This is a genomic window from Pseudomonas sp. NBRC 100443 (assembly GCF_030268185.1).
Classification (GTDB): domain Bacteria; phylum Pseudomonadota; class Gammaproteobacteria; order Pseudomonadales; family Pseudomonadaceae; genus Pseudomonas; species Pseudomonas citronellolis.
This window is the reverse complement of sequence record NZ_BSQE01000007.1, coordinates 273,895-299,123: the sequence shown is the minus strand read 5'-3', so window position 1 is coordinate 299,123 and position 25,229 is coordinate 273,895. Positions and strand designations below refer to the sequence as shown.

Below are 25,229 nucleotides of genomic sequence, written 5' to 3'. Positions count from 1 at the left end.
GGCAGACTCGGTGCGGCGCAGAAACACCCAAGCCAAGGCAACTGGGTTATTCCCCTTCGGGCCAGCGCAAGTATTGTTCGCGGCAATGACGAGCTTAAGGCCGGAGTGGGGCAAGCTTCGCGAGCCAAGCCATAACCCCAAATGAAAAATACCGTTTCCCCCAGGCAGAGAAACGGCATCATTTCTCAAGTGAACAGCATTGCGCCAAGTGCGGGGCTTTTTCATGCGGCCGAAAGCGTAGTCCCGTAGGATGGGTTGAGCGAAGCGATACCCATCGCCACGGCTACGGCGTTATCCGCCGAATCGCGGACGGCGTCCGCTCCTACGGTTCCAGGAAGCACGGCTTTTCGTAGGATGGCGTTGAGCGAAGCGATACCCATCACCACGGCAGCATGGGTATCGCAAGCTCAACCCATCCTACGAAGAGCCCCTCGGCGTAAGCCTAAGGTTCAGGGAGGCACGGACGTAGGAGCGGACTTTGTCCGCGATCGGATTCACCGGCCACGCCGCACGCCCCGGAGGCACGAACAGCCAGAGGGCTGGGGCGAGGGAGCGGAGCCGGGATCAGGCGCCATGGCCGCGCCGGAAAGACGAAGCCCCGCCAAGTGCGGGGCTTTTTCATGCGGGGCAAGGCTCAGAGATCGAAATCGTAGTCCGACAGCTGGCGCTGCAGGCGGCGCTCTTCGAGGTAGTTGTCGATGATGCGGCGCTTGGTGAGGTTGGTCTTGGCGACTTCGACGACGGCTTCGACGCTGTCGTCGGCATCGTCGGTGCTCACTTCGTCTTCGAGCTCGAGATCTTCTTTATCGGCCATAACGATCACTCCAACGTGCGGGGTGTGCTTGGCGCCCCTTATAGCGACAAAGCTCGGGGCGGTAAAAAAGATTTTTTCAATGAGCAGCGATGCTTTTGACGATAGCACTCAATCGTCGGAAGTCTTGTGCTTGTACTCGCACAGGTCCTCGATGCGGCAGCTGCCGCACTGCGGCTTGCGCGCCTTGCAGACGTAGCGGCCATGCAGGATCAGCCAGTGGTGGGCGTCCAGCAGGTATTCCCTGGGCACGAACTTGAGCAGCTTGCGCTCCACTTCCAGGACGTTCTTCCCCGGCGCGATGTTGGTGCGGTTGGCGACGCGGAAGATGTGCGTGTCCACCGCCATGGCCAACTGGCGGAAGGCGGTGTTGAGCACCACGTTGGCGGTCTTGCGCCCGACGCCGGGCAGGGCCTCCAGGTCCTCGCGGTTCTCCGGCACCCGGCTGCCGTGCTTCTCGATGAGGATGCGGCAGGTCTCGATGACGTTCTTCGCCTTGCTGTTGTACAGACCGATGGTCTTGATGTATTCCGACAGCCCGTCCACGCCCAGGGCGTAGATGGCTTCCGGGGTGTTGGCCACCGGGTAGAGTTTGGCCGTGGCCTTGTTCACCCCGACGTCGGTGGCCTGGGCGGAGAGGATCACCGCGATGAGCAGCTCGAAGGGCGAGTCGTAGGCCAGCTCGGTCTTGGGGTCGGGGTTGTCTTCTCGCAGTCGGCGGAAAATCTCCGCGCGCTTGGCGGCATTCATTCGATCACTCCGGTCACGCGGACGCGCTGGCGCTCTGCGGCGGGTACGTTGCCCACCTGCGCCTTGGCGCGTTCCGCCAGGCTTTCATCGATACGGTTCTTCAGGGCTATCAGCAGGCCCAGCAGGAGGAAGGCGCCGGGCGGCAGCACGGCGAGCAGGAAGCCCTGGTAATCGGCTATCTGCAGCTTCCAGCCGGCGGCGGCCGGGCCGAACAGCAGGTTCATATCGGCCAGCAGGGTGCCGTGGCCGATGAGTTCGCGCAAGGTGCCCAGTACCAGCAGCACCAGGGCGAAGCCGGCGCCGGTCATCAGGCCGTCGAAGGCCGCGCGGGCGACGCCGTTGCGCGCGGCGAAGGCCTCGGCGCGGCCGAGGATCACGCAGTTGGTGGTGATCAGCGGGATGAAGATGCCGAGGATCTGGTACAGCTCGTAGGTCCAGGCCTGCATCAGCAGTTCGATGCAGGTGGTCAGCGCGGCGATGATCAGCACGAACACCGGCAGCCGCACCGCCTCGCCGACCCAGCGGCGCGTCGCGGAGATGGCGGCGTTGGAGCAGGCCAGCACGAAGATGGTCGCCAGGCCCAGGCCGAGGGCGTTGACCATGGAGTTGCTGGTGCCCAGCAGCGGGCACAGGCCCAGCAGCTGGACCAGCCCGGGGTTGTTCCGCCACAGGCCCTGGCGGGCGATTTCGCGGTAGCTATTCATGTTGTTCGCCTCCGGCCGCCGGCGCGAGCAGCGCGGCCTTGTGCGCATCGAAATACTGCAGCGCCTTGTGCGTGGCCTTGACCACGGCGCGCGGGGTGACGGTGGCGCCGGCGAACTGGTCGAACCGGCCGCCGTCCTTCTTCACCTTCCAGCCGGCCTCGTCCGGGTCGGCCAGGGAGCGGCCGTCGAAGCCGTGCAGCCAGTCGCTCTTGCCCGGCTCGATCTTGTCGCCCAGGCCCGGGGTTTCCTTGTGCGCCACCACGCGCACGCCGAGCAGGCGGCCTTCGGCGCTGACCCCCACCAGCAGCTCGATGGCGCCGCTGTAGCCGTCCGGCGCGGTGGCCGGGAGTATGACGCCGGTGGCGCGGCCCTGCAGGCGGGCGACGAAGGCCTGGGCCGGCTGCGGCTTGCCCAGCAGCTTGGGCTCGAAGACTTCGACGGGGGCGTCCAGCGGGTGGTTGTCGTAGCTGCCCGGCGGCAGCAGTTCCAGCAGCAGGCGCCCGCGCGCCTCGCGCTGGGCCTGCTCGATGCGTGCCTGGGTGAACTGGTGGACCACCGCCACCAGGCCGACGCAGAGCACCGCGAAGGCCCCCAGCAGCAGGGCGTTCTTCAGCATGGAACGGCGGCTGTCGGCCATCTCATTCCCCCAGCTTGAAGCCGCGCTTGGGCTTCTTGTGCCCGTAGGTGCGCGGGCGGGTGTAGTAGTCGATGGTCGGCGCCGCCAGGTTCATCAGCAGCACGGCGAAGGCCACGCCGTCGGGGTAGCCGCCCCAGGCGCGGATCACGTAGGTGACGATGCCCACGCCGAGGCCGAACACCAGGCGCCCGCGGTTGCTGGTGGCGCCGGAAACCGGGTCGGTGACGATGAAGAACGCGCCGAGCATGGCCGCCCCGCTGAACAGGTGGAACAGCGGCGAGCCGTGGGAGTCCGAGCCCGAGCCGTTCCAGAACAGCAGGCTCATGACGAACAGGCCGCCGAGCATGCCCAGCGGCGCATGCCAGGTGAACAGCTTGCGCCAGAGCAGGAACAGGCCGCCGGCGAGGAAGGCCAGGTTGACCAGCTCCACGCCGCGCCCGCCGACATGGCCGAAAGCCGTACTCTGCGTCACCAGCTCGTCGATGGTCAGGCTGTGGTTGTTCTTCAGCACGTCCAGGGCGGTGGCGCCGGCCCAGGCGTCCGGCGGCGGCGCGCCCAGGCCGAGGATGCGCGACAGGCTGTCGACCAGGCCGAGGCCGGCGTCGGGGCTGGGCCAGCGCGTCATTTCCAGGGGGAAGGACACCAGCACCACCACGTAGCCGAGCATCGCCGGGTTGAACGGGTTCTGCCCGAGGCCGCCGTACAGGTGCTTGCCGAACACCAGGGCGAAGGCGGTAGCCAGCAGGCTCAGCCACCAGGGCGCGTAGGGCGGCAGGGCCAGGGCCAGGAGCACGGCGGTGACCAGCGCGCTGCCGTCCTTGAGGAACACCGCCAGCGGGCGCTTGCGCAGGTGCAGCATCAGCGCTTCGGTGCCCAGGGCCACGGCGCTGCACCAGAGCAGGTTGAACAGCGGGCCGACGCCGTACAGGGCGATCAGCGCCAGGGCGCCCGGGGCCAGCGCGGCTAGCACCTGCAGCATGACCTTCTGCGTGCGGTTGGCGCCGGTGGCGTGGGGCGAGGAAAAACGCGGCAGGGCCATGGGTCACTCCGTATCGCGCGCGGCCAGCGCGTTTTCCGCCGCCGCCAGGCGCTCGCGCGCGGCAGTTAGGCGGGCTGGGTCGGCGCCTTCGCGTTCGAGCTTCTTGAGATCGGCGCGGGCGTAGGCCAGTTCGGTCTTGAGGGCGCGGGTGGCGGCGTCCACCGGGCGCTTGTCGATGCGTTGCAGGTTCGGCGCCGGCTTGCCGCTGGCGTCCTCGGCGGCGTGCAGCTGGCGCTCGGCCTCGACCAGGGCTTCGCGCAGCAGGGCCAGTTCGGCATCGCCGGCACCGTCCTGCTCGGCTTTCCTCAGCTCGGCGCGGCGGGTGACCAGGGCGATCTTGGCCTTCTTCAGGTTCGCCATGCCGTCGCCGGCGGGTTCCGCCTTGGCTTCGGGCGCTGTCTGCAATTGCGCCAGGTGACGCTCGGCCCGTTCGGCGGCTTCGCGCAGCTGGGCGAGGGTGGCCTGCTGCTGTTCGTCTGGCGCTTCGCCAAAGGCTTTCTCGGACTTCTTCAATTGGGCGCGGGCCATGGCGGCGTCGATCTTCGCCTTCTTCAGGACCGCTTCGTCGCCGATCGCTGGTTTGGGAGCGGCGGGGGCTGGTTCGGCTTCGGCGGCTTCCAGGGCCTGGCGGGCCTGCTCGGCGGCCTGGCGCAGCGTCTCGACCTGGGCGCGCAGTTGCTCGGTGTCGTGGGCGGCCAGTTGCTTCTCGGCCTTCTGCAGGGCGACGCGGGCCATGCTGGCTTCGATCTTCAGCCGCTTGAGGTCGGCGCCGGCGTTGCCCACGGCCTTCTCCGCCTTCACCCGTTCGATGACCGACTGCGGTGCTTCCGCCACTGGCGCGGCAGCCTGGGCTTCGCGGGCGCGGGCGGCGCGTTCCAGGCGGGCCTGGCGTTCCTCGGCCTTGCGTTGCTCCTCGCGGCGCAGGCGTTCCTGGCGGTGCTCGAAGCGCAGGCGCGAGTGTTCGGCCTTCTGCTGTTTCAGCTGCAGTTCGCGGATGTCCGCCTTGGCCGCGCGGTAGTACTGCACCAGCGGGATGCTGGAGGGGCAGACGTAGGCGCAGGCGCCGCACTCGATGCAGTCGAACAGGTTGTAGGCCTGCAACTGCTCGTGGTCGTCGCCCTGGGCGAAGAAGTACAGCTGCTGCGGCAGCAGGCTGGCCGGGCAGGCCTGGGCGCAGTCGCCGCAGCGGATGCACGGCAGCGCCGGCGGCGGCGCCGGCAGTTCCTCGGCGGTCGCGGCCAGCAGACAGTTGGCGGTTTTGATCAGCGGGGCCTGCAGGTCGCCGAGGGTGATGCCCATCAGCGGGCCGCCCATGACCAGGCGGCCGAGCCGGCCGCGATTCAGCCCGGCGAATTCCAGCAGTTCGCCGACCGGCGTGCCGAGCAGCGCCTCGACGTTCATCGGCCGCGCCAGGGCGGCGCCGGTCAGGGTGGTGATGCGCGAGATCAGCGGGCGGCCGAGGACCAGCGCATCGCGCAGCGCCACGGCGGTGCCGACGTTGACGCAGACCATGCCGATGTCCGCCGGCAGGCCGCCGCTGGGCACCTCGCGGCCGCTGAGCAGCTGGATCAGTTGGCGTTCGCCGCCGGAGGGGTACTTGGTGGGGACCACCCGCAGTTCGATGGCGCGCTCGCCGATGGCCTGGCGCAGGGCCTCGATGGCCTGGGGCTTGTCGTCCTCGATGCCGAGCAGCACCTGCTGCGGCTGCAGCAGGTGCATGAGAATCTCGATGCCTTCCACCAGTTCGGCCGCGCGTTCGCGCATCAGCATGTCGTCGGCGCTGATGTAGGGCTCGCACTCGGCGCCGTTGATCACCAGGGTGTGCAGGTCTTCGGCGGCGCGGGCGGCCAGCTTGGCGGCGGTGGGGAAGCCGGCGCCGCCGAGCCCGGCGATGCCGGCCTGGCGGATGCGCTCCAGCAGGGCGGCGGGGCTTTCCTGGCGGTAGTCGGGGCAGGGCTGCAAGGGCGCCCATTCGTCCAGCCCGTCGGCGTCGATGACGATGGCTTCGGCCAGCAGGCCGGAAGGGTGTGGATAAGGTTGCTCGCCGATGGCCACCACCGTGCCGGAGGTCGGCGCATGCACGGCGGCGCTGATGGCGCTGCCGGGGCTGGCGATCATCTGGCCCTTGAGCACGCGCTCGCCGACGTCCATGCAGGGCAGGGCCGGCGCGCCGGTGTGTTGCTGCAGCGGCAGGATCAGCCGGCTGGGCAGTGGCGCCCGGACGATGGGGCCGGCGGTGGATTGCGCCTTGTTGGTCGGCAGATGCAGGCCGCCGGGGAAGTCCCAGGCCTTGGCGTTCATGCGGCCTGCTCCCGGTCGCTGGCGATCAGCCGGGCATCGGGCAGCGGCCATTTCCAGTCGCGCACGCCGACTTCCAGGTCGAGCATGTCGATGCAATCCACCGGGCAGGGCTCGACGCACAGGTCGCAGCCGGTGCATTCGGCGGCGATCACCGTGTGCATCTGCCGCGCGGCGCCGACGATGGCGTCCACCGGGCAGGCCTGGATGCACTTGGTGCAGCCGATGCACTCGGCCTCGCGGATGAAGGCCACGCGCGGCGGGGTTTCCGCCGGCGCGTCCAGGGGCGGCGCCTCGACGTCGAGCAGGTCGGCCAGGGCGGCGATGGTGGCGCTGCCGCCGGGCGGGCACTTGTTGATCGCGTCGCCCTGGGCGATGGCCTCGGCGTAGGGCTTGCAGCCGGCATAGCCGCATTGCCCGCACTGGGTCTGCGGCAGCAGGGCGTTGACCTGTTCGGCCACCGGGTCGCCCTCGACGCGGTAGCGCACCGCCGCGTAGCCGAGCAGGGCGCCGCTGGCCAGGCACAGGGCCAGCAGCACACTGACCGCGAGCAGCACGGCAGTCATAGCTTGATCAGCCCGGTGAAGCCCATGAACGCCAGGGACATCAGCCCTGCGGTGATCATGCCGATGGCCGCGCCCTGGAACGGCTTGGGCACGTCGGCGATGGCGATGCGCTCGCGTAGGGCGGCGAACAGCACCAGCACCAGGGAGAAGCCCAGCCCGGCGCCGAAGCCCTGGACGCTGGACTGCAGGAAGCCATACTCGGGCTTGTTGGCGTTGAGCAGGGCCACGCCGAGGACGATGCAGTTGGTGGTGATCAGCGGCAGGAAGATGCCCAGCACGCGGTACAGCAGCGGGCTGCTCTTCTTCACCAGCAGTTCGGTGAACTGCACCACCACGGCGATCACCAGGATGAAGCCGATGGTGCGCAGGTACTCCAGGTCCAGCGGGCGCAGCACGTAGCGCTGCAGGATGTAGCTGCAGATCGAGGCCAGGGTCAGCACGAAGGTGGTGGCCAGGGCCAGGCCGATGGCCGTCTCGATCTTGCGCGACACGCCCATGAACGGGCACAGGCCGAGGAACTGCACCAGCACGAAGTTGTTGACCAGGATGGCGCTGACCAGGATCAGGGCGAGTTCGGTCATGGCCGGGCGCCTCGGGCCGGGCGGTGGCGGAGCTTGGGCATGCTCAGATTCCCGTGATCAGCAGGTCGATGGCGGCGATGATGTCCAGCCGCAGGTGCGCCAGGCTGCCCACCGGCTCGCCCAGCTCGCGGCGCGCCACGCCGGCCATCTGCGGGGTGAGCAGCAGCAGTTTCTCGCCCTCCACCGTCACCTCGGGCATCAGCCGGTCGATGCCGGCCAGGCCCTTGCCGCGGCTGAGCGGGATCACCACGCGGGTGTTCAGCGAGGCGAGCAGGTCGCTCTGCACGTCCAGCAGCAGCGGGATGTCCTCGCGGCTGCGCGGGCTGGGGTTGCGGTACAGGTCGAACTGCGGCATCAGAAGCTCCGCAGGTCGTCGGCGAACACGCCGGCGCCGTCCACATGCTGATTGTAGGCGTCGATGGCCTGGCGGTTCTGTTCCAGCCAGCGTTGCCACAGGCGTTCGCGCACCACGTCGGCCAGCGCTTCCTCCAGCACCGCCGAGAGGTTCACGTCCAGCTCGCGGGCCTGCTTGAGCAGGTCGCTGTTCAGGCTGAGGTTGGTGGCTTTCTTCGGGGCTTGGGGATCGTAGGTCGTGTGCATGGGAACCTCCGAGACGGATGCGCATAGGTTATGCGCATGGTCTTGCCCGGGCAAGGCAGAAACGACGACGCCGGCCCCGGGGCCGGCGTCGCGTTCGGCGCGTGCCGCTTACTTCACGCGCTGGCCCGGCTTGGCGCCGCTGTCCGGGCTGAGCAGGTAGATTTCCTCGCCGCCGGGGCCGGCGGCCAGGACCATGCCTTCGGAGACGCCGAACTTCATCTTGCGCGGGGCCAGGTTGGCCACGTACAGGGTCAGGCGGCCTTCGAGCTTGCTCGGGTCCGGGTAGGCGCTCTTGATGCCGGAGAACACGTTGCGCTTCTCGTCGCCGATGTCCAGGGACAGGCGCAGCAGCTTGTCGGCGCCCTCGACGAACTCGCACTTCTCGATCAGCGCGATGCGCAGGTCGACGGCGGCGAAGGCGTCGAAGTTGATTTCCGCGGCCAGCGGGTCCTTCACCAGTTCGCCGTTGCCAGCGGGTTTGTTGGCGGCGGCGAGGTCTTCCTTGGAGGCTTCGATCATGGCTTCGATTTTCGCGGGCTCGATACGGGTCATCAGCGGGTTGAACGGGTTCAACTGGTGGTTGGCCAGCAGCTGCTCGTGGTCGCTCCACTTCAGCGGGGCGACGTTGAGGAAGGCTTCGGCGGCCTCGGCCAGCTTCGGCAGCACCGGCTTGAGGAAGATCACCAGCTGGCGGAACAGGTTCACGCCCAGGGCGCAGATGGCCTGGACCTCGGCCTGCTTGCCTTCCTGCTTGTTCAGCGCCCAGGGCGCCTTGTCGGCGATCCAGGCGTTGGCCTGGTCGGCCAGGGCCATGATTTCGCGCATGGCGCGGCCGAAGTCGCGGGCTTCGTAGGCGGCGGCGATGCTCGGCGCGGCGGCCTTGAAGGCTGCGACCAGTTCCGGCGCCGGGTCGGCGTCCACCAGCACGCCGGCGTTGCCCTTGTGGATGAAGCCGGCGCAGCGGCTGGCGATGTTGACCACCTTGCCGACCAGGTCGGAGTTGACCTTCTGCACGAAGTCCTCGAGGTTCAGGTCGAGGTCGTCGACGCCGCGGCCGAGCTTGGAGGCGTAGTAGTAGCGCAGGTATTCCGGGTCCAGGTGGTCCAGGTAGGTGCGCGCCTTGACGAAGGTGCCGCGGGACTTGGACATCTTCTGGCCGTTGACGGTCAGGTAGCCGTGCACGTTCAGCGCGGTGGGCTTGCGGTAGCCGGCGCCTTCGAGCATGGCCGGCCAGAACAGCGCGTGGAAGTTGACGATGTCCTTGCCGATGAAGTGGTACAGCTCGGCCTTGGAATCCTTGTTCCAGTAGGCGTCGAAGTCCAGCTCCGGGCAGCGCGCGCAGAGGTTCTTGAAGCTGGCCATGTAGCCGATGGGCGCGTCCAGCCAGACGTAGAAGTACTTGCCCGGGGCCTCGGGGATCTCGAAGCCGAAGTAGGGCGCGTCACGGGAGATGTCCCATTCCTGCAGGCCGGCGTCCAGCCATTCGGCGATCTTGTTGGCCACCGACTCCTGCAGCGCGCCGCTGCGCGTCCACTGCTTGAGCATGGCGTCGAAGTCCGGGAGCTTGAAGAAGTAGTGCAGCGACTCCTTGAGCACCGGGGTGGCGCCGGAGATGGCCGACTTCGGGTCCTTCAGCTCGGTGGGCGAGTAGGTGGCGCCGCAGGCTTCGCAGTTGTCGCCGTACTGGTCGGCGGTGCCGCACTTCGGGCAGGTGCCCTTGATGAAGCGGTCGGCCAGGAACATCTGCTTTTCCGGGTCGAAGTACTGGGTCACCGGGCGCGTGGCGATGTGCCCGGCGTCGCGCAGCTTCAGGTAGATGGCCGAGGACAGCTCGCGGTTCTCTTGCGAGTGGGTCGAGTAGTAGTTGTCGAAGTCCACCAGGAAGTCGGCGAAGTCGGTCATGTGCTCGGCGCGCACGGCGTCGATCAGCTGTTCCGAGGTGATGCCTTCGCGCTCGGCGCGCAGCATGATGGCCGAGCCGTGGGCATCGTCCGCGCAGACGTACACCGCCTGGTTGCCACGCATCTTCTGGAAACGCACCCAGATGTCGGTCTGGATGTATTCCAGCATGTGGCCCAGGTGAATGGAGCCGTTGGCGTAGGGCAGGGCGCTGGTGACGAGGATCTGGCGGTTTTCGGACATGATGCTCAGGCCATTGGGGCAAAACGAGGGAAGTCGGTAACTATAACAGGCTGCAGGCAGCAGGCTATAGGCTACAGGTAGGAGCGAAGAGCGATCGGTGCTTGAAGCCCGAAGCCTGAAGCCTGAAGCCTGAAGCCTGAAGCCTGAAGCCTGAAGCCTGAAGCCTGAAGCCTGAAGCCTGAAGCCTGAAGCCTGAAGCCTGAAGCCCGAAGCCCGAAGCCCGAAGCCTGCAACCTATAGCCTGCCGCTGCTGTTAATATTCCCGCCTACCGTGCTCAGCCTTTTTTCGGGAGAACCCATGAGCGTCGTCACCCGCGCCACGGTGGAGGCCGTCCTCCGCCAGATCACCGACCCGCATACCGGCCAGAACCTGCTCGACGCCGGCTACCTGCGCGACCTCGACATCCAGGGCGGGCGCATCGCCCTGGGCCTGGAGCTGGGCTACGCCTGCGGCCTGTTCAGGAATGGCCTGGCGCAGACCGTGCAGATGGCCCTGGAAGCCCTCGACGGGGTGGACTCGGCCCAGGTGAAGGTGGACGTGAAGATCGCCGCGCACAAGGCTCAGGCCCAGGTGCCGGGCATGAGCAACGTGAAGAACATCATCGCCGTGGCCTCCGGCAAGGGCGGCGTGGGCAAGTCCACCACCGCCGCCAACCTGGCCCTGGCGCTGGCCCGCGAAGGGGCCAAGGTGGGCATCCTCGACGCCGACATCTACGGCCCCAGCCAGGGCATCATGTTCGGCATTCCCGAGGGCACCCGGCCGAAGGTGCGCGAGCAGAAGTGGTTCGTGCCGCTGGAGGCCCATGGCGTGGAAGTCATGTCCATGGCCTTCCTCACCGACGACAACACCCCGGTGGTGTGGCGCGGGCCGATGGTTTCCGGCGCGCTGCTGCAACTGATCACCCAGACCGCCTGGAACGACCTGGACTACCTGGTGATCGACATGCCGCCGGGCACCGGCGACATCCAGCTGACCCTGGCGCAGAAGGTCCCGGTGGCCGGCGCGGTGATCGTCACCACCCCGCAGGACCTGGCCCTGCTCGATGCGAAGAAGGGCGTGGAAATGTTTCGCAAGGTCAACATCCCGGTGCTGGGCGTGGTGGAGAACATGGCGGTGCACATCTGCTCCAACTGCGGCCACGCCGAGCACCTGTTCGGCGAGGGCGGCGGCGAGAAGCTGGCGGCGCAGTACGGCGTGGAACTGCTGGCTTCGCTGCCGCTGTCCATGGCCATCCGCATGCAGGCCGACGGCGGCAAGCCGACGGTGATCGCCGACCCGGAAAGCCAACTGGCGATGATCTACCAGGAAATGGCCCGCTGCGTGGGCGCGCGCATCGCCCTGAGCGAGAAGGACGCGCCGGCGATGCCGAGCATCTCCATCAGCGAGGACTGATCAAGGGCGCGGCCTGGCGGCCGCGCTCGTCATTTGCCGGACGCCGTGGCCGCGGTGGCCTCAGTTGACCTTCAGCTTGCCGCCACGGCCCAGCCCGCCCTCGACGTTCTGGGCCTTGTAGTCCTGCAGGGATACGACCATCTTGTTCCAGGCATCGATGAAGGCGACCACCGTGGCCTTGCCTTCGGGCGTGCGGGAAAAGCCGCCCAGCCCCCCGCCGACGCCACCGCCGAAGCCGGCCAGCGCGGCTCCGTAGTTGGTCGCGGTCGAGTTGCCTTCGGCTGCGGCGATCTGCACCGAGGAGCGAATGTCGAACAGCGAGAGCGTGACCACCGAGGCCTTGGTTTGCAGCGCGCCGGCGAGTTGGCCGATGGCGGCGTTGCCGATCAGGCCGCCGAGGGTTCCGGCCAGGCCGCCGATGGCGGAGTCGTTGATGATGATCTGCGGTTCCAGGTAATAGTCGGCGGCGACCCGCTGGCCCTTGTGCTGTTTAGAACCGGCGCGGTATTCGCCGGATAGCCGCTGTATCTCGGTGATGCGCGAGAGGCGGGCGTCGGATCGCTGGTTGCCGATCGAGGTGATGACGAAGCAGTTCGATTGCTGTACCGCCAGGCGCAGCAGGGGTTCGATGGAGGTCATCTGGGTGGCGCTGCCGAAGGGGCCGTACCAGTCGGCCTCGCGCCCGTCGTCCACGGCGATGGTGCCCAGTGGCCTGTCGCAGCGCTGCAGCGATTGCTGCGCGCCGTTGCTGTTGCCGCCGGCCGCCGCGCCGGAAACCCCGGCATGCTGTCCCCCCGGCGAGAGCAACCCCCCGCCCAGTGCCGCGCATCCATTCAATGTGCCGGCAATGACCGCGCCCAGCATGTATTTAACAATGCTCTTCGATTTTGATTTCATGTTGTTTGCCGTTTGGTGTTGGGGGGTGTTTGTTCTTCTGCCAGTTGCCGTTGCGGAAACTTTCGACTTGTGACTTCCAGCTAGCGCCAGTGCCAGTTGTCATCCCGCCAATAACTGCGATAGGGATAGGCCGAGTACCAATAGCGCAGGGTCATTTCCCGCCAATCGGTCTTCCACTTGAAATAGGCAGCTTCGGAGTTTTTGGCGGCGCGGGCCTGGGCCAGGAGTTGCATCGACTCCTGGTCGCCTCGGCCCGCGGCCATCGCCAGCCATTTCTCGGCTTCCTGCGGGTCCGCGCCCATTTCCTCGAGGCCGCCCAGGTAGAGGCCGCCGAGGGCCTTCTGCGCCTCCAGGTCCCCGCGCTCCGCGGCGCTGCGCATCCACTGCAGCGCCTGGTAGCTGTCCTGGGCCACGCCATCCCCGCGGAAATAGCGCAGCCCCAGGTCGTAGGCCGCGCGCGGGTCGCTGGCGGCGAGGGACAGGAGCGCGCTCGAGGCTCGGTCCGCGTCGGTATCCGTGGGGTTATTGCCGGCAGCTGAAGATGACGCTGGGGGCTGTTGTGCTCCACAGCCTTGTTCATCGCAAACCGGTTTCGGGTCGTTTGTCGTGCACGCAATCAGCAACAAGGGAAACAGCAGGAGGGGAATCTTTGGATTCATGGGAGTTCCCTGCGGGGCGTTTATTGTGATTTCCGCTGTAGGCAACTTATGGCGGGGCAGGGGACAAAGTATCTTTCACGTCCGGTTCAAGGTGCAGGTGAGGTTTCTTTTGAGTCTTGTGAGATTTTTCTTAAAAATTCGGAAGTATCTCGGCAATATCTGAAATACGCGTTGGCCCGCTACTCTCGTGGCCTGCATTCGTGCATTGCTGGAAGGTCTTCGGCGGGCCTGTGCGCAACGCGCTCTCGACGTTGGTCATGCAGCCTTTGCTGCCGACGGGCGCTGCCGGTAAGATTCGCGTTTCTTTTTCAGCAGCTACGGGACGCCCGCCATGAGCATCAAATCGGACAAGTGGATTCGCCGCATGGCCTTGGAGCACGGGATGATCGAGCCCTTCGTCGAGCGCCAGGTGCGCGGCGCCGACGACAGCCGGGTTATCTCCTACGGCGTCTCCAGCTACGGCTACGATGTGCGCTGCGCGGCCGAGTTCAAGGTGTTCACCAACATCCACTCAGCGGTAGTGGACCCGAAGAACTTCGACGAGAAGAGCTTCGTCGACATCAACAGCGACGTCTGCATCATCCCGCCGAACTCCTTCGCCCTGGCGCGCACCGTGGAGTACTTCCGCATCCCCCGCGACGTGCTGACCATCTGCCTGGGCAAGAGCACCTACGCGCGCTGCGGCATCATCGTCAACGTCACCCCGCTGGAGCCGGAGTGGGAAGGCCACGTGACCCTGGAGTTCTCCAACACCACCAACCTGCCGGCGAAGATCTACGCCCACGAGGGCGTGGCGCAGATGCTGTTCCTGCAGTCGGACGAGGCCTGCGAGGTGTCGTACAAGGACCGTGGGGGCAAGTACCAGGGGCAGACTGGGGTGACGCTGCCCAAGGCTTGAGGCTTGAGGCTTGAGGCGAACGCGAGAAACCGGGCTTTGGCCCGGTTTTTTGTTGCCGGCTGACTCTTGACCTTCAGCCTGCTCAGGACAAGCCCCCTCTCCCTTCAGGGAGAGGGCTGGGGAGAGGGGACGGACTTCGACGACACTCCGGCGCTGGGACTTGGCCCCGTTCCCCCTCCCTAACCCTCCCCCGCAAGCGGGAGAGGGGACCGTTCGGTGTGAAGCGGGGCTACGTAGCTCCCTGCGGGACAGCGAGTTGCCGGCTGACTCCTGACCTTCAGCCTGCTCAGGACAGGCCCCCTCTCCCTCTGGGAGAGGGCTGGGGTGAGGGTGACGGACTTCGACGATACGCCGGCGCTGGGCTTGGCCCCGTTCCCCCTCCCTAACCCTCCCCCGCAAGCGGGAGAGGGGACCGTTCGGTGTGAAGCGGGGCTACATCGCTCCCTGCGAGACTATGGCGTTGCCGGCTGACTCCTGACCTTCAACCTGCTCAGGACAAGCCCCCTCTCCCTTCAGGGAGAGGGCTGGGAGAGGGGACGGACTTCGACGACACTCCGGCGCTGGGACTTGGCCCCGTTCCCCCTCCCTAACCCTCCCCCGCAAGCGGGAGAGGGGACCGTTCGGCGTGAAGCGGGGCTACGTAGCTCCCTGCGGGACAGCGAGTTGCCGGCTGACTCCTGACCTTCAGCCCGCTCAGGACAAGCCCCCTCTCCCTCCGGGAGAGAGCTGGGGTGAGGGGAACGGATTCCGATGGCACGCCAGCGCCGAGCCTGGCACCACCCCTACTTCAGATTCCCACTGAGAAACTGCCGCAACCGCTCGCTCTTCGGCTGGCCCAGCACCTCCTGCGGCGGCCCCTGTTCCTCGACGCGGCCCTGGTGGAGGAACAGCACCTGGCTGGAGACCTCGCGGGCGAAGGCCATTTCGTGGGTCACCAGGATCATGGTTCGGCCTTCCTCGGCCAGGGCCTTGATCACCTTGAGCACCTCGCCCACCAGTTCCGGGTCCAGCGCCGAGGTGGGTTCGTCGAACAGCATGATCTCCGGCTCCATCGCCAGCGCGCGGGCGATGGCCACGCGTTGCTGCTGGCCGCCGGAGAGGAAGGCCGGGTACTTGTCCTCCACCTGGGTCGGCAGGCCGACCTTGGCCAGGTAGCTGCGCGCGCGTTCCTCGGCTTCCTTGCGCTCGACGCCCAGGACGCGGCGCGGGGCCAGGGTGACGTTCTCCAACACCGTCATGTGGCTCCACAGGTTGAAGTGCTGGAACACCATGGCCAGGCGCGTGCGGATGCGCTGCAACTGCGCCGCGTCGGCCACGCGCATGCCGCCGGGGCTGGCGACCATGCGGATTTCCTCGCCGTCCAGGCTCATGCGGCCTTCGTCGGGCTGTTCGAGGAAGTTGATGCAGCGCAGGAAGGTGCTCTTTCCCGAGCCGCTGGCGCCGATCATGCTCACCACGTCGCCGGTGCGGGTCTCCAGGGACACGCCCTTGAGCACCTCGTTGTCGCCGTAGCGCTTGTACAGGCCTTCGATCTTCAGTGTGGTCATGGAGTCCTCAGATTACGACCGCCGCGCGGCCGGGATGGGTTCAGCCATGGCTGGGGCCGAGGAAGGCCAGCCAGCGGCGTTCGGCGAGGCGGAACAGGCCGACCAGGGTGAAGGAGGTCACCAGGTACAGCGCCGCGGCTATGCCGAAGGACTGGAAGGAGAGGAAGGTGGCGGCGTTGGCGTCGCGGGCGATCTTCATGATGTCCGGCACCGTGGCGGTGAAGGCCACGGTAGTGGAGTGCAGCATGAGGATCACCTCGTTGCTGTAGTAGGGCAGCGCGCGGCGCAGCGCCGAGGGCATGATCACGTAGCGGTACAGGCGCCAGCCGCTCAGGCCGTAGGCGCGGGCCGCCTCGACCTCGCCGTGGGCGATGTTGCGGATGGCCCCGGCGAATATCTCGGTGGTGTAGGCGCAGGTGTTCAGGGCGAAGGCCAGCAGCGTGCAGTTCAGGCCGTTGCGGAAGAAGGCGTCGAGGATCGGCTGCTCGCGCACCGCCGCCACGCTGTAGATGCCGGTGTAGCAGACCAGCAGCTGGATGTAGAGCGGCGTGCCGCGGAACACGTAGGTGTAGAACTGCACCGGCCAGCGCAGCAGCGGGTTGCGCGAGACGCGGGCGATGGACAGGGGAATGGCGAAGGTGAAGCCGAAGGCGATGGACACCGTCAGCAGCCAGAGCGTCATGGCCAGGCCGGTGATGTGGTAGCCGTCGGTCCAGAGGAAGGCCTTGCCGTACTGCTGCAGCAACTCGATCATCGCAGGGCCTCGCGCACGCCGATGGCGTAGCGGCGCTCAAGGGCGTTGAGCACTATGTTGGAGACAGTGGTGAAGAGCAGGTAGATGGCCCCGGCCACCAGCAGGAAGAACAGCAGGCGGTAGCTGCTCTTGCCGGCGTCCTGGGCGGCGCGCACCACGTCGGAGAGGCCGATGATGGAGACCAGCGCGGTGGACTTGATCAGCACCATCCAGTTGTTGCCCACCCCCGGCAGGGCGAAGCGCATCATCTGCGGGAAGAGCACGAAGCGGAAGCGCTGCAGGCGCGTCAGGCCGTAGGCGCTGGCCGCCTCCAACTGGCCGCGCGGCACGGCGAGGATGGCGCCGCGGAAGGTCTCGGTGAAGTAGGCGCCGTAGATGAAGCCGAGGGTGATGATGCCGGCGCTGAAGGGGTCGATCTCGATGTAGTCCCAGTCCATGTAGTCGGTCAGGTCCGCCAGCCAGGTCTGCAGGCTGTAGAAGATCAGCAGCATCAGCACCAGGTCGGGCACCCCGCGGATCAGCGTGGTGTAGCAGGTGGCGGGGAAGCGCAGCAGCCTGGAGCCGGACAGCTTGGCGCTGGCGCCCAGCAGGCCGAGGGTCACCGACAGCAGCAGCGAGCAGATCGACAGCTTTACGGTCATCCAGGTGCCGTCGAGGAGGATGGAGCCGTAACCCTTGAGGCTCATGGTCTCGGCCAGGGTACGGAAGAAGTCCTGGAGCATGCGCAGGCAACTCCTTGTGCGGCGTTATCAGCAGAATAGACCGCGCCCGGCAGCCGCCAAGGCTGCCGGGCGCGGTGGCGCGGGTCAGTCGTTGTAGATGTCGATGTCGCCGAAGTATTTCTTCTGCAGCTTGTCGTAGGTGCCGTCGGCGTGGATCGCCTTGATGCCTTTGTTGATCATCTCGCGCAGTTCGTTGTTGCCCTTCTTGATGCCGATGGCGATGTCGGCCGGCATCAGCGGGTCATGCACCGGCTTGCTGATCTCGAAGCCCTTGCCCTGGTCGGTGGTGAGGAAGCCCTGCTCGGCCTGCAGCATGTCCTGCAGCGAGACGTCCAGGCGCCCGGACACCAGGTCGGCGTAGACCTGGTCCTGGTTCTGGTAGCTCTTCACGTTGACCCCGGCCGGCTCCAGCTTGGCCTTGGCGAAGGTTTCCTGGATGGTGCCCTGCTCGACGCCGACGGTCTTGCCCTTGAGCGATGCGGCGGTGGCCTCCAGGCCCGAGCCCTTCTTGCTGATCATCGCGGTGGGGCTGGTGAACAGCTTGTCGCTGAAGTCGATTTCCTTCTGGCGCGCCTCGGTGACGGTCATCGAGGAGATCACGCCATCGAACTTGCGAGCCTTCAGGCCCGGGATCATGCCGTCGAAGTCGTTGGCCATCCACACGCACTTGACCTTCAGGTGCTCGCAGATGGCGTTGCCCAGGTCGATGTCGAAGCCGACCAGGCTGCCGTCAGGCGCCTTGGATTCGAAGGGCGCGTAGGACGGGTCGGTGGCGAAGCGGATTTCTTTCCATTCCTTGGCCTGCAAAGCTCCGGCGCCAGCCAGCAGCACCAGGGCGGAGAGGGTCAGCCATGCTTTTTTCATCGGTTGGAATCCTTGGTGGTTGATTCAAGCAGTGGAACCAAAGGCATAACATCAATGTGACAGCAAGTTTCGAACCAGAGGCGCAACCACGGGCCTCGGCGGTAGGAGACGGACGACAGGCGCGTTCCTACGACAGGTATAGCAGCCGGTCGGGGAAGGGATGCCCCATGACGGGGCGAGGAGGCGGGGTTTTCGGTAACAGCCTGGTGCGCCGATTATGGCGTGGGCAGCAAAAAAAAAGGCACCCGAGGGTGCCTTGAAGATGATCATGGAGTAAGTCGACAAATCCGACCCGCCGGCGCGGCGGAAGTTCCGCGCCGCGCGCTCATTTCTGCGGGACGAGGGTCAGGCGCTTGCTGCCGTAGACGCGGTCGAGGTTCTGGCTCTGGAACGGGAAGCTCATGTAGTCGCCCTTCAGCCAGGCGTCGATGCCGTCGGCGTAGTGCGGGCTGGCCGGGTTGCCGGACTGGCCGCTGCTGTTGACGCCAAGCATGGGCTCGCTCTGGCCGAAGTCGACGACGATGCGCATGGCCGGGATCAGCCAGGTGTCGAAGTCCTGGCCCCAGTTGTAGGCAGAAACGTTCAGCGTGCTGTGGTCGCCGCCGGCCGGGTAGGGGCCGCGGTCCAGGTAGCTCTTGATGGCGCCCAGGCCGGCGCGCTGTCCGGCGTCCAGGTAGGGCGCCATCTTGGTGCTGTCGCTGACCCAGTTGTATGTGTGCAGCTTGCCCCACTGCCAGGCATGGCGGTCGCTGCCCAGCTTCTGTTCGCAGAAGGCGGTGGCGGCGGCCAGGCTGCGCGCGAGGATGGCCGGCTTGTCTTCCTTCTGCGGCGTTTTCACGTCGTCCCAGAACGGGCTGTCGTCGCGGCCCAGCAGGTGGTCGGCCTGGGCCGAGTAGGAGAGGTCGGCGTTCTGCACGAAGGCCTTCCAGGCCGGGCTGTCTTCCGGGCCGAGTTCGTCGAGGAAGATCTGCTTGGCGCTTTCCTGCAGGAAGGCCTCGTAGAGGGCGGCGTCGGCGGAGCTGGCGGAGAGCTTGCCGTCGAAGGCCATCAGCCGGTCCAGGGCCTCGCGGGCGCGCTCGCGCTGGCCCTCGGGCAGGGCCTGGATCGCCTGCTTCAGCGGCGCGGCCATGCCGGGCGCGTCGAGCATGCCCTGCAGCTTGGCGGCGAAGGGCGTGGTCTGGTCGTACTGCATGGCGATCATGCTGCGCGCGTCGTGGCGGTTGCTGGCGTTGGCCAGCTGGGCGATGCGCTCGGCGCGTTCGGGGTAGTACCAGGAACTGGACAGCTGCGCGCCGTAGCCGGGCTGCACGGTGCGGTTGTTGGCAGTGCCCAGCCAGCCCTGCTGCGGGTCCTGGTCGGAGGGGTGGAGGATCGGGTCGGCATAGCCGTCCCAGTCGTAGCGCCCGTCCCAGCCGGGGGAGGGCAGTAGGCCGCGGCCGTCCTTGCGGTTGGGGAAGCGCCCGGTGACCTGCCAGCCGATGTGCTTCTCGTCGGCGAACACGATGTTCAGCGGCATGGCGCGTATTTCGCGGGTGGCGTCGAAGGCCTGCTCGACGCTCTTGGCCCGGGACAGGTCGAAGAAGGCGTCCAGGCTCTTGTCCGACACCGCCTGGATGCTCTGGTAGGCCAGGCCGTAGCCGCTGGACAGCGGCAGCGGTTGCAGGTCGTTCTTCTTCGCACCCAGCAGGGCGCTGTTGAGCAGCGGGCCGTGGCGGGTTTCGTAGACGGTCTCGCGCACCGGGCGCTGGCCCTTGATGAAGAAGGTCTCGACGCGCTCGCTGGCCGGCTTCCACTGGCCGTCGGCCAGGTAGTAGAGCTTGCCGCCCTGGCGCCGCAGCTGTTCGAGGAAGACGTCCTGGTTGTCGCCCATGACCATGGTCATGCCCCAGGCCAGCTTGCCGTTGAAGCCGGCCACCACGCCGGGTACGCCGGCGATGGTGACGCCCGCGGCGCTGTACTTCGGCGAGCGGATCTGCATGAAGTTCCAGATCGACGGCATCGACAGCGGCAGGTGGGTGTCGTTGGCCAGCAGGCTCTTGCCGCTGCGGCTGCGCTGCGGGGCGATGGCCCAGTTGTTGGAGGCGGCCACGCCGAGCATCTGCAGCCCGGCCACGGCCTCGGCGGCGCCACCGACCTCGGCCAGGCCGGGAATCTGTCCGGCGAGGTTCAGGCCCTTGAGCTTGTCGGCCTCGGCGAAGGGCAGTTCCTCGTCGGGGTAGATGGGCGTGAGCCAGGCGAGCTTCCCGGCGCCGACCTTCTGCGCGAGCACCAGCGAGTCCAGTTCCTCCTGCAGGTTCACCGCCAGGCCGAAGTTGAGCAGGGCGAAGACCAGCGCCGAATCCTCGGGTTTCCAGTATTCCGGGCGGTAGCCGGACTCGGCGATGTCCATCGGCAGCTTGTCGCGGTAGCGGAACAGGTAGGCATTGACGCCGCGCGCGTAGGTTTCGAAGAAGCGCTTCAGGCGCGGCGAGGAGCCGGCGTAGAGGGCATTGGCGGCCTGCCTGAGGTTGACCGTGCGCATGAAGCGGTCGATCTCCAGGGCGCCCGGGCCGACCATCTCCGACAGCCGCCCCTGGGCCATCAGGCGCAGGCCGACCATCTGGCCGATGCGGTCGCTGGCATGTACGTAGCCCATGGCGAAGAGCGCGTCGTGGAAGGTGCTGGTCTCGATCAGCGGCATGCCCAGGGCATTGCGGCGCACCGACACGCTTTCGGCCAGGCCCTTGAGCGGCTGCACGCCGGAAGTCGGCGGCAGGCTATCGGCGTAGCGGTCGTTCAGCCAAGTCTGACAGCCAGTCAGGCTGACGGCTGCGCTGAGGGTGGCGGCGAGGCCGAGTCGGGGAAGCGGGCGGAAGGCTCGCGAGGCCATGGAAGTGTGCTCCTGCACAGGGCTTGCGGAAAGCCGCTACGTTAGAGAGCCGCGCACCTTCGCGCAAGCCGCGGGGGCAGGGAATTCGCGGGGTGTGGGTGGTTCGGGAGGGGGGCGCGGGGATGTTCGCGATGGGTGTTCGTGCCGCCGGGGTGTCCGGCGTGGCCGGCGAGTCCAATCGCGGACGGAGTCCGCTCCTACCCCACCGGCACACAAGGCCTCGTAGGATGGTGTTGAGCGAAGCGATACCCATCACCACGACCGCATGGGTTTCGCCGAGGCTCAACCCATCCTACGAAGAGCGCCTTGGCGCAGTCGGCACTACGATCACCGGGGAGGCATGGCATTTCCCTCGTGGGAGCGGATTGCTCCTACAGGGGGCTTTTGTGCCCGCCGGAAACGAAAACGCCGTTTCCCCTCACGGAAGAAACGGCGTTCTCACCTAGCCCACCCGCCTCAGGCGCCGTGGCACTTCTTGAACTTGGCGCCGCTGCCGCAAGGGCACGGATCGTTGCGGCCAACGTCCTTCAGCGGGTTACGCACCGGCTCGTGGCTGTGGTTGCAGTGCGGGCCGTGCACGTGGTGGTGATGGTCATGATCATGGTCGTGGTTGCAGTCGGGACCATGTACATGGGGTTCCTGGCTCATGGGTGCCTCACTCCGGGATGAAATCGCCGGGGATTATCTCGCCATTGCGCGCGATATGCACGGTGCGGCCGAACAGCAGGCCGGTCTTCACGTCGCCTTCGAGGCTGTAGCGGATCGGCTTGTCCGGGTCTTCCAGCAGCTTGACGATGTACTTCATGTGCCGCCAGAGGTTGGTCTGCACCGGCACCTCGAAGAACTGCCGGCCATTGGCGGGCACGGTGAACCAGACGCTGGATTCGCCTTCGGCCAGGTCGACGTCGTTCAGCTTGACCTTGTAGGCCAGGCCGCGCACCGGCAGGCTGAAGTCGTTCGGGTTGTCGATACGGAAGTGCAGTGTGAACTGTTGCTCTAGCAGGCGGGCTTTCACCACGTCCACTTTCATCAGCTTCACGTCGGGGCTTTCGAAGCTACCGGTCATCCAGCTGCAACCGGAGAGGAGCGCGAAAATCCAGACTAGGCTGATAATTCTTATCGTTTGCGCCTGATAATTCATTTCAATCCCCCAAGACGTCCCAGTGTACCAAGCGGCTGCTTGGCCGCAAGTTGTTGTTGCGTTAAAAGAAGTTGTCCCATACTGGGCCGCCCGTCGGCAGACGGGAGAACACAGGAGTGTGATGGATGAGCCGTTACGAAATCGTCTTTTCCGGTCAGACGCTTCCAGGCGCCGATCCGGAAGCGGTGAAGGCCAACCTGGCCAAGCTGTTCCAGGCCGATGCGCAACGCATCGCCCTGCTGTTTTCCGGCCGCCGCCTGGTGCTGAAGAATAACCTCGACGCCACCGCCGCCGACAAGTACCGAGCCGCTCTGGAACGGGCCGGCGCGCGCGTCGAGGTGGTGGACATGGCCCCCGCGGTGGAGGAGATCGAACTGGCCCCGCCGCCCGCCGCCGAACCCGCTCCTACCCCGGCACCGGCACCGGCCGCGGCTACGCCGGGACGGCTGAAGGTGGCCCCGCGCGACGAGTACATGGCGGCCTTCGCCGAGGTGGACGCGCCGGACTTCGGCCTGGCCCCGGTGGGCGCCGACCTGCAGGACGACAAGGCCGAGCCGCGTGCGCCGCAGGTCGATCTCAGCCAGTTCAGCCTGGCGCCGGTGGGCAGCGACATGGGCCAGGCAAAGGCGGACCCCGCCGCGCCGGCGCCCGACACCAGCCATCTGAAGCTGGCCGACTGAGCGCTCAGCCGTTCTGCTGGGGATCGTCCTTGTAGACGAACTTGGGCATTTCCCAGTGGAAACGGATCGCCAGCAGGCGGAACAGGAAGCCGGCGAACAGGGTGATCAGCATGGCCTGCTCGTTGGGCAGCTCCAGCTGGATGCAGATCAGGTAGCACCAGGCGCTGGCGAAGGACACGCTGGCGTACAGCTCGCGGCGGAAGATCAGCGGCACGTCGTTGCAGAAGATGTCGCGCAGGATGCCGCCGAATACCCCGGTGATCACCCCGCTGACCGCGGCGATCAGCAGGCTGTGGCCCATCTCCAGGCCGACCTGGCAGCCGATCAGGGTGAAGGCCACCAGGCCGATGGCGTCGAGCACCAGGAACAGCGAGCGCAGGTGGCGCATCAGCGGCGCGATGAACACCGTGACCAGCGCGGCGCCGGCGGTGAGCGCCAGGTATTCCGGGTGGCGCACCCAGGTCAGCGGGTAGTGCCCCAGCAGCATGTCGCGCATCGAGCCGCCGCCCAGGGCGGTGACGCAGGCCACCAGCACCACGCCGAACAGGTCCATGCTGCGGCGCCCGGCCGAAAGCGCGCCGGTCATGGCCTCGGCGATGATGGCGATGATGTAGAGGGTGGTCAGCAGCATGGCGGGGCCCGCGGAAAAGCGCGCATTCTAGCCGATGGGCCCGATGCACCCAATGGGTGCATGAGGTGTCCCTTTTGGGTGGCAATGAATCCTTTGCTATCCACGCCCGCCGGAAGGCCGCTGGCTACCGGTGCAAGAGAAACGCTGACGTAGGATGGGTTGAGCTTGCGATACCCATCACCATGGCCGCATGGGTATCGCTTCGCTCAACCCATCCTACGAGGCATGCCTCGGTGCGTCCGCCGTGTCAACCGATCCACGGCCCGCAGCATTTCTTCAGCTTGCCGCCGGCGCCGCACGGGCAGGGATCGTTGCGGCCCAGCTTGAGCGGCACCGTCGGGTCGAGGAAATACCAGCGGCCGTCGCGCTGGACGAAGCCGGAGCATTCGCGGTGGCTGTGCTCGCCGTTGGCGTCGTGCCAGCGCGCGGTGAAGGTGACGCGGGCATGCTCGGGCGTGCCGCCGAGCACCTCGTGGCTTTCCACCTCCAGGCCCAGCCAGGTGCTGCCCAGGCTCCAGGCGCGGATGGCCTCCAGGTCCAGGCCGGGCTGCTGGGCCGGCAGCGTGGTGTCGCGCAGGTAGTCCACCAGGCCCAGGGCGTAGGCGCTGTAGCGCGAACGCATCAGCGCCTCGGCGGTGGGCGCCGGCTGGCCGGCGTGCAGGCGGCCGCAGCAGTCCGCCAGGGACAGGCCGCTTCCACAGGGGCAGCAGGGCTCGGTCATGGTCACCACCAGTACTTGCCGAAGTTTTCCGGGTTGGCCCAGAACTTGGCGTTCAGCCAATCCGGGACCTGCTTGTATTCACGCAGATCGTAGGTGAACAGCGTGAGTGTCTGATCGTCGCGCTGGAAGCGTTCGCTGGCCTGCATGCCCAGGGCGTAGAAGTCGATTTCGGCGACGCCGGCCTCGGCCAGGTCGACCAGCACGGCGACGCGGCTGCTGTTGAGGTTGCGGATGCCGCCGACCAGTTGCAGCGCCGCGCGGCGCTCCAGATGCTCCAGGCAGTCGGCCAGCAGCGCCAGGTCGTAACGCTGCGCCGCCAGTTCCGCCGGCAGCTCGCCTGCGGCGGCGCCGTGCACCTGGCAATCGGGGTGGGCCTGGCGGAAGGCTTCCACGGCGGGAATGCCGCTGGCGCCTACCAGCAGCAGGCGTTGCGGGGCGTAGCGGTCGAGCAGGGCGGCCAGCGCCTGCTGGGGCGTGCGAGCGGAAATCATCGGTGTGCGGAAACTCTCGTTCGGAATGCGCAGAGACTAGCCTGTGAACCCCTTCATGGCCTAGTGCTGGCGTATTCGTGCATCGCCGTCTTTACTCGGTAATTGTCGGTTCAGACCCATCTCACAGGAGAGACTGATATATGAGCATCAAAAGGACCGCTTTACCCCTGCTGCTGGTAAGCACGCTGCTCACCGGTTGCGCAGGGTTGCAGAAGTCCGACTGGCCGACCTGCGCATTGGTCGGTGGTGTAGGGGGCGCTGGCCTGGGCTCCATCGAAAGCAGTGCCTGGGCGGGCTGGGGCGCGCTGATCGGCGGCGTGCTCGGCGCGTCCTACTGCTGGGTGCATGGCGAAGGCGAGAAGGTGGTCGAGGCGCCGCCGCCCGCACCGGCTCCCGAACCGGCTCCGGCACCGCTGCCGAAGGAAGAGACCATCGTTGTCAGGGACCTGCACTTCGCCTTCGACTCGTCGAAGATCGACAACCGTGACAAGGACAAGCTCGACACCATCGCTACCCGCCTGAAAGAGGAAGCCTCCACCACCACGCTGGATATCTCCGGCCACACCGACAGCGTCGGCACCGACGCCTACAACCAGAAACTGTCTGATCGCCGCGCCCACGCGGTGGCCAACTACCTGGTGGATGCCGGCGTGCCTGCCAGCAGCATCAAGTCGGTGGAAGGCTACGGCGAAAGCAAACCGGTCGCCGACAACAAGACCAAGGAAGGCCGCGCGGAAAACCGTCGCGTGGAAATCCTGATCAAGCGCCAGTGACACCCGGCGTGTGCTGAAGCGAAAGGGGCCTATGCGCCCCTTTCGTGTTTCCGCCGCCTAT

The 25,229-nt window shown here is 66.8% G+C and carries 27 protein-coding genes; 4 read left to right on the top strand and 23 right to left on the bottom strand.

The genetic code is table 11. The features are described from left to right. Positions 1-634: 634 nt before the first annotated feature. The 11 genes from QSJ95_RS12235 to metG form a co-directional block, all read right to left on the bottom strand. Positions 635-814: a PA3496 family putative envelope integrity protein gene (locus QSJ95_RS12235; protein ID WP_009620730.1), complete on the bottom strand. Its 180-nt coding sequence runs from the start codon at positions 812-814 to the stop codon at positions 635-637. A gap of 108 nt (positions 815-922) precedes the next feature. Then, entirely contained in the window at positions 923-1,561 is a 639-nt protein-coding gene (gene nth, locus QSJ95_RS12230) for an endonuclease III (protein ID WP_058070527.1), read from the bottom strand. Further along, positions 1,558-2,265, bottom strand: coding sequence for an electron transport complex subunit E (locus QSJ95_RS12225; RefSeq protein ID WP_058488708.1), 708 nt, complete (start codon positions 2,263-2,265; stop codon positions 1,558-1,560). The genes nth and QSJ95_RS12225 overlap by 4 nt, the downstream gene beginning before the upstream one ends. Further along, the gene (gene rsxG, locus QSJ95_RS12220) at positions 2,258-2,902 is read right to left on the bottom strand and encodes an electron transport complex subunit RsxG (protein ID WP_043315824.1); all 645 of its coding nucleotides are present in this window, start codon (positions 2,900-2,902) and stop codon (positions 2,258-2,260) included. Before rsxG ends, QSJ95_RS12225 begins: the two co-directional genes overlap by 8 nt. A gap of 1 nt (position 2,903) precedes the next feature. Continuing rightward, positions 2,904-3,941, bottom strand: coding sequence for an RnfABCDGE type electron transport complex subunit D (locus QSJ95_RS12215; RefSeq protein ID WP_285642617.1), 1,038 nt, complete (start codon positions 3,939-3,941; stop codon positions 2,904-2,906). A 3-nt stretch (positions 3,942-3,944) separates the two neighbouring features. Then, positions 3,945-6,242: an electron transport complex subunit RsxC gene (gene rsxC / locus QSJ95_RS12210; protein WP_285642615.1), complete on the bottom strand. Its 2,298-nt coding sequence runs from the start codon at positions 6,240-6,242 to the stop codon at positions 3,945-3,947. Then, entirely contained in the window at positions 6,239-6,805 is a 567-nt protein-coding gene (gene rsxB / locus QSJ95_RS12205) for an electron transport complex subunit RsxB (protein ID WP_058488711.1), read from the bottom strand. Before rsxB ends, rsxC begins: the two co-directional genes overlap by 4 nt. Continuing rightward, positions 6,802-7,386 (bottom strand): electron transport complex subunit RsxA, encoded by a 585-nt coding sequence (gene rsxA / locus QSJ95_RS12200; RefSeq protein WP_043315811.1) that lies wholly within the window; start codon positions 7,384-7,386, stop codon positions 6,802-6,804. The genes rsxB and rsxA overlap by 4 nt, the downstream gene beginning before the upstream one ends. 43 nt (positions 7,387-7,429) lie before the next feature. Then, a complete protein-coding gene (locus QSJ95_RS12195) occupies positions 7,430-7,741 on the bottom strand; it encodes a CcdB family protein (protein WP_058488713.1) in 312 nt (103 codons plus the stop codon). Further along, positions 7,741-7,986, bottom strand: coding sequence for a type II toxin-antitoxin system CcdA family antitoxin (locus tag QSJ95_RS12190; RefSeq protein ID WP_285642612.1), 246 nt, complete (start codon positions 7,984-7,986; stop codon positions 7,741-7,743). Before QSJ95_RS12190 ends, QSJ95_RS12195 begins: the two co-directional genes overlap by 1 nt. A gap of 108 nt (positions 7,987-8,094) precedes the next feature. After that, complete coding sequence (metG, locus tag QSJ95_RS12185) at positions 8,095-10,128, bottom strand: methionine--tRNA ligase (protein ID WP_285642611.1); 2,034 nt, start codon at positions 10,126-10,128, stop codon at positions 8,095-8,097. A 298-nt stretch (positions 10,129-10,426) separates the two neighbouring features. Between metG and apbC the strand changes: the two genes are divergently transcribed. Continuing rightward, positions 10,427-11,521: an iron-sulfur cluster carrier protein ApbC gene (gene apbC / locus QSJ95_RS12180; protein ID WP_058488715.1), complete on the top strand. Its 1,095-nt coding sequence runs from the start codon at positions 10,427-10,429 to the stop codon at positions 11,519-11,521. Between the two features lie 60 nt (positions 11,522-11,581). On the opposite strand, the gene QSJ95_RS12175 is transcribed toward apbC, so the two are convergent. Both QSJ95_RS12175 and QSJ95_RS12170 read right to left on the bottom strand, forming a co-directional pair. Continuing rightward, entirely contained in the window at positions 11,582-12,418 is an 837-nt protein-coding gene (locus tag QSJ95_RS12175) for a hypothetical protein (protein WP_043315805.1), read from the bottom strand. 80 nt (positions 12,419-12,498) lie between these two features. Further along, entirely contained in the window at positions 12,499-13,077 is a 579-nt protein-coding gene (locus tag QSJ95_RS12170; protein WP_285642607.1) for a tetratricopeptide repeat protein, read from the bottom strand. A gap of 331 nt (positions 13,078-13,408) precedes the next feature. On the opposite strand from QSJ95_RS12170, the gene dcd reads away from it, so the two are divergent. Further along, the gene (gene dcd / locus QSJ95_RS12165) at positions 13,409-13,975 is read left to right on the top strand and encodes a dCTP deaminase (protein WP_009620709.1); all 567 of its coding nucleotides are present in this window, start codon (positions 13,409-13,411) and stop codon (positions 13,973-13,975) included. Between the two features lie 782 nt (positions 13,976-14,757). Here dcd and QSJ95_RS12160 read toward each other — a convergent pair. The 7 genes from QSJ95_RS12160 to QSJ95_RS12130 all read right to left on the bottom strand — a co-directional run bounded on the left by QSJ95_RS12160 (position 14,758) and on the right by QSJ95_RS12130 (position 21,872). After that, positions 14,758-15,522, bottom strand: a complete 765-nt coding sequence (locus QSJ95_RS12160) for an ABC transporter ATP-binding protein (RefSeq protein ID WP_009620708.1) — start codon at positions 15,520-15,522, stop codon at positions 14,758-14,760. 40 nt (positions 15,523-15,562) lie between these two features. Further along, positions 15,563-16,276, bottom strand: coding sequence for an ABC transporter permease (locus QSJ95_RS12155; protein ID WP_064582200.1), 714 nt, complete (start codon positions 16,274-16,276; stop codon positions 15,563-15,565). Further along, entirely contained in the window at positions 16,273-16,998 is a 726-nt protein-coding gene (locus QSJ95_RS12150; protein WP_058488719.1) for an ABC transporter permease, read from the bottom strand. The genes QSJ95_RS12155 and QSJ95_RS12150 overlap by 4 nt, the downstream gene beginning before the upstream one ends. A gap of 84 nt (positions 16,999-17,082) precedes the next feature. Next, positions 17,083-17,862, bottom strand: coding sequence for an ABC transporter substrate-binding protein (locus QSJ95_RS12145; RefSeq protein WP_009620702.1), 780 nt, complete (start codon positions 17,860-17,862; stop codon positions 17,083-17,085). A gap of 325 nt (positions 17,863-18,187) precedes the next feature. Beyond that, positions 18,188-20,731 carry a penicillin acylase family protein gene (locus QSJ95_RS12140; protein ID WP_285642606.1) on the bottom strand — a complete coding sequence of 848 codons (2,544 nt, stop codon included), beginning with the start codon at positions 20,729-20,731 and terminating at the stop codon, positions 18,188-18,190. A gap of 456 nt (positions 20,732-21,187) precedes the next feature. Next, positions 21,188-21,379 (bottom strand): SEC-C metal-binding domain-containing protein, encoded by a 192-nt coding sequence (locus QSJ95_RS12135; RefSeq protein WP_009620699.1) that lies wholly within the window; start codon positions 21,377-21,379, stop codon positions 21,188-21,190. Between the two features lie 7 nt (positions 21,380-21,386). Further along, entirely contained in the window at positions 21,387-21,872 is a 486-nt protein-coding gene (locus QSJ95_RS12130; RefSeq protein ID WP_009620697.1) for an LEA/WHy family protein, read from the bottom strand. A 125-nt stretch (positions 21,873-21,997) separates the two neighbouring features. On the opposite strand from QSJ95_RS12130, the gene QSJ95_RS12125 reads away from it, so the two are divergent. Next, entirely contained in the window at positions 21,998-22,552 is a 555-nt protein-coding gene (locus QSJ95_RS12125) for a hypothetical protein (protein ID WP_285642603.1), read from the top strand. A 4-nt stretch (positions 22,553-22,556) separates the two neighbouring features. Here QSJ95_RS12125 and QSJ95_RS12120 read toward each other — a convergent pair whose 3' ends face one another. From QSJ95_RS12120 to QSJ95_RS12110, 3 genes are all read right to left on the bottom strand, one after another. Further along, positions 22,557-23,183: a trimeric intracellular cation channel family protein gene (locus QSJ95_RS12120; protein ID WP_009620693.1), complete on the bottom strand. Its 627-nt coding sequence runs from the start codon at positions 23,181-23,183 to the stop codon at positions 22,557-22,559. 247 nt (positions 23,184-23,430) lie between these two features. After that, entirely contained in the window at positions 23,431-23,904 is a 474-nt protein-coding gene (locus QSJ95_RS12115; RefSeq protein ID WP_043272511.1) for a YchJ family protein, read from the bottom strand. A gap of 2 nt (positions 23,905-23,906) precedes the next feature. Further along, positions 23,907-24,395 (bottom strand): DUF6231 family protein, encoded by a 489-nt coding sequence (locus QSJ95_RS12110; protein WP_043315790.1) that lies wholly within the window; start codon positions 24,393-24,395, stop codon positions 23,907-23,909. A 140-nt stretch (positions 24,396-24,535) separates the two neighbouring features. Here QSJ95_RS12110 and QSJ95_RS12105 point away from each other — a divergent pair, with 140 nt between their 5' ends. Beyond that, entirely contained in the window at positions 24,536-25,168 is a 633-nt protein-coding gene (locus QSJ95_RS12105; protein ID WP_009620687.1) for an OmpA family protein, read from the top strand. Positions 25,169-25,229: the final 61 nt, after the last annotated feature.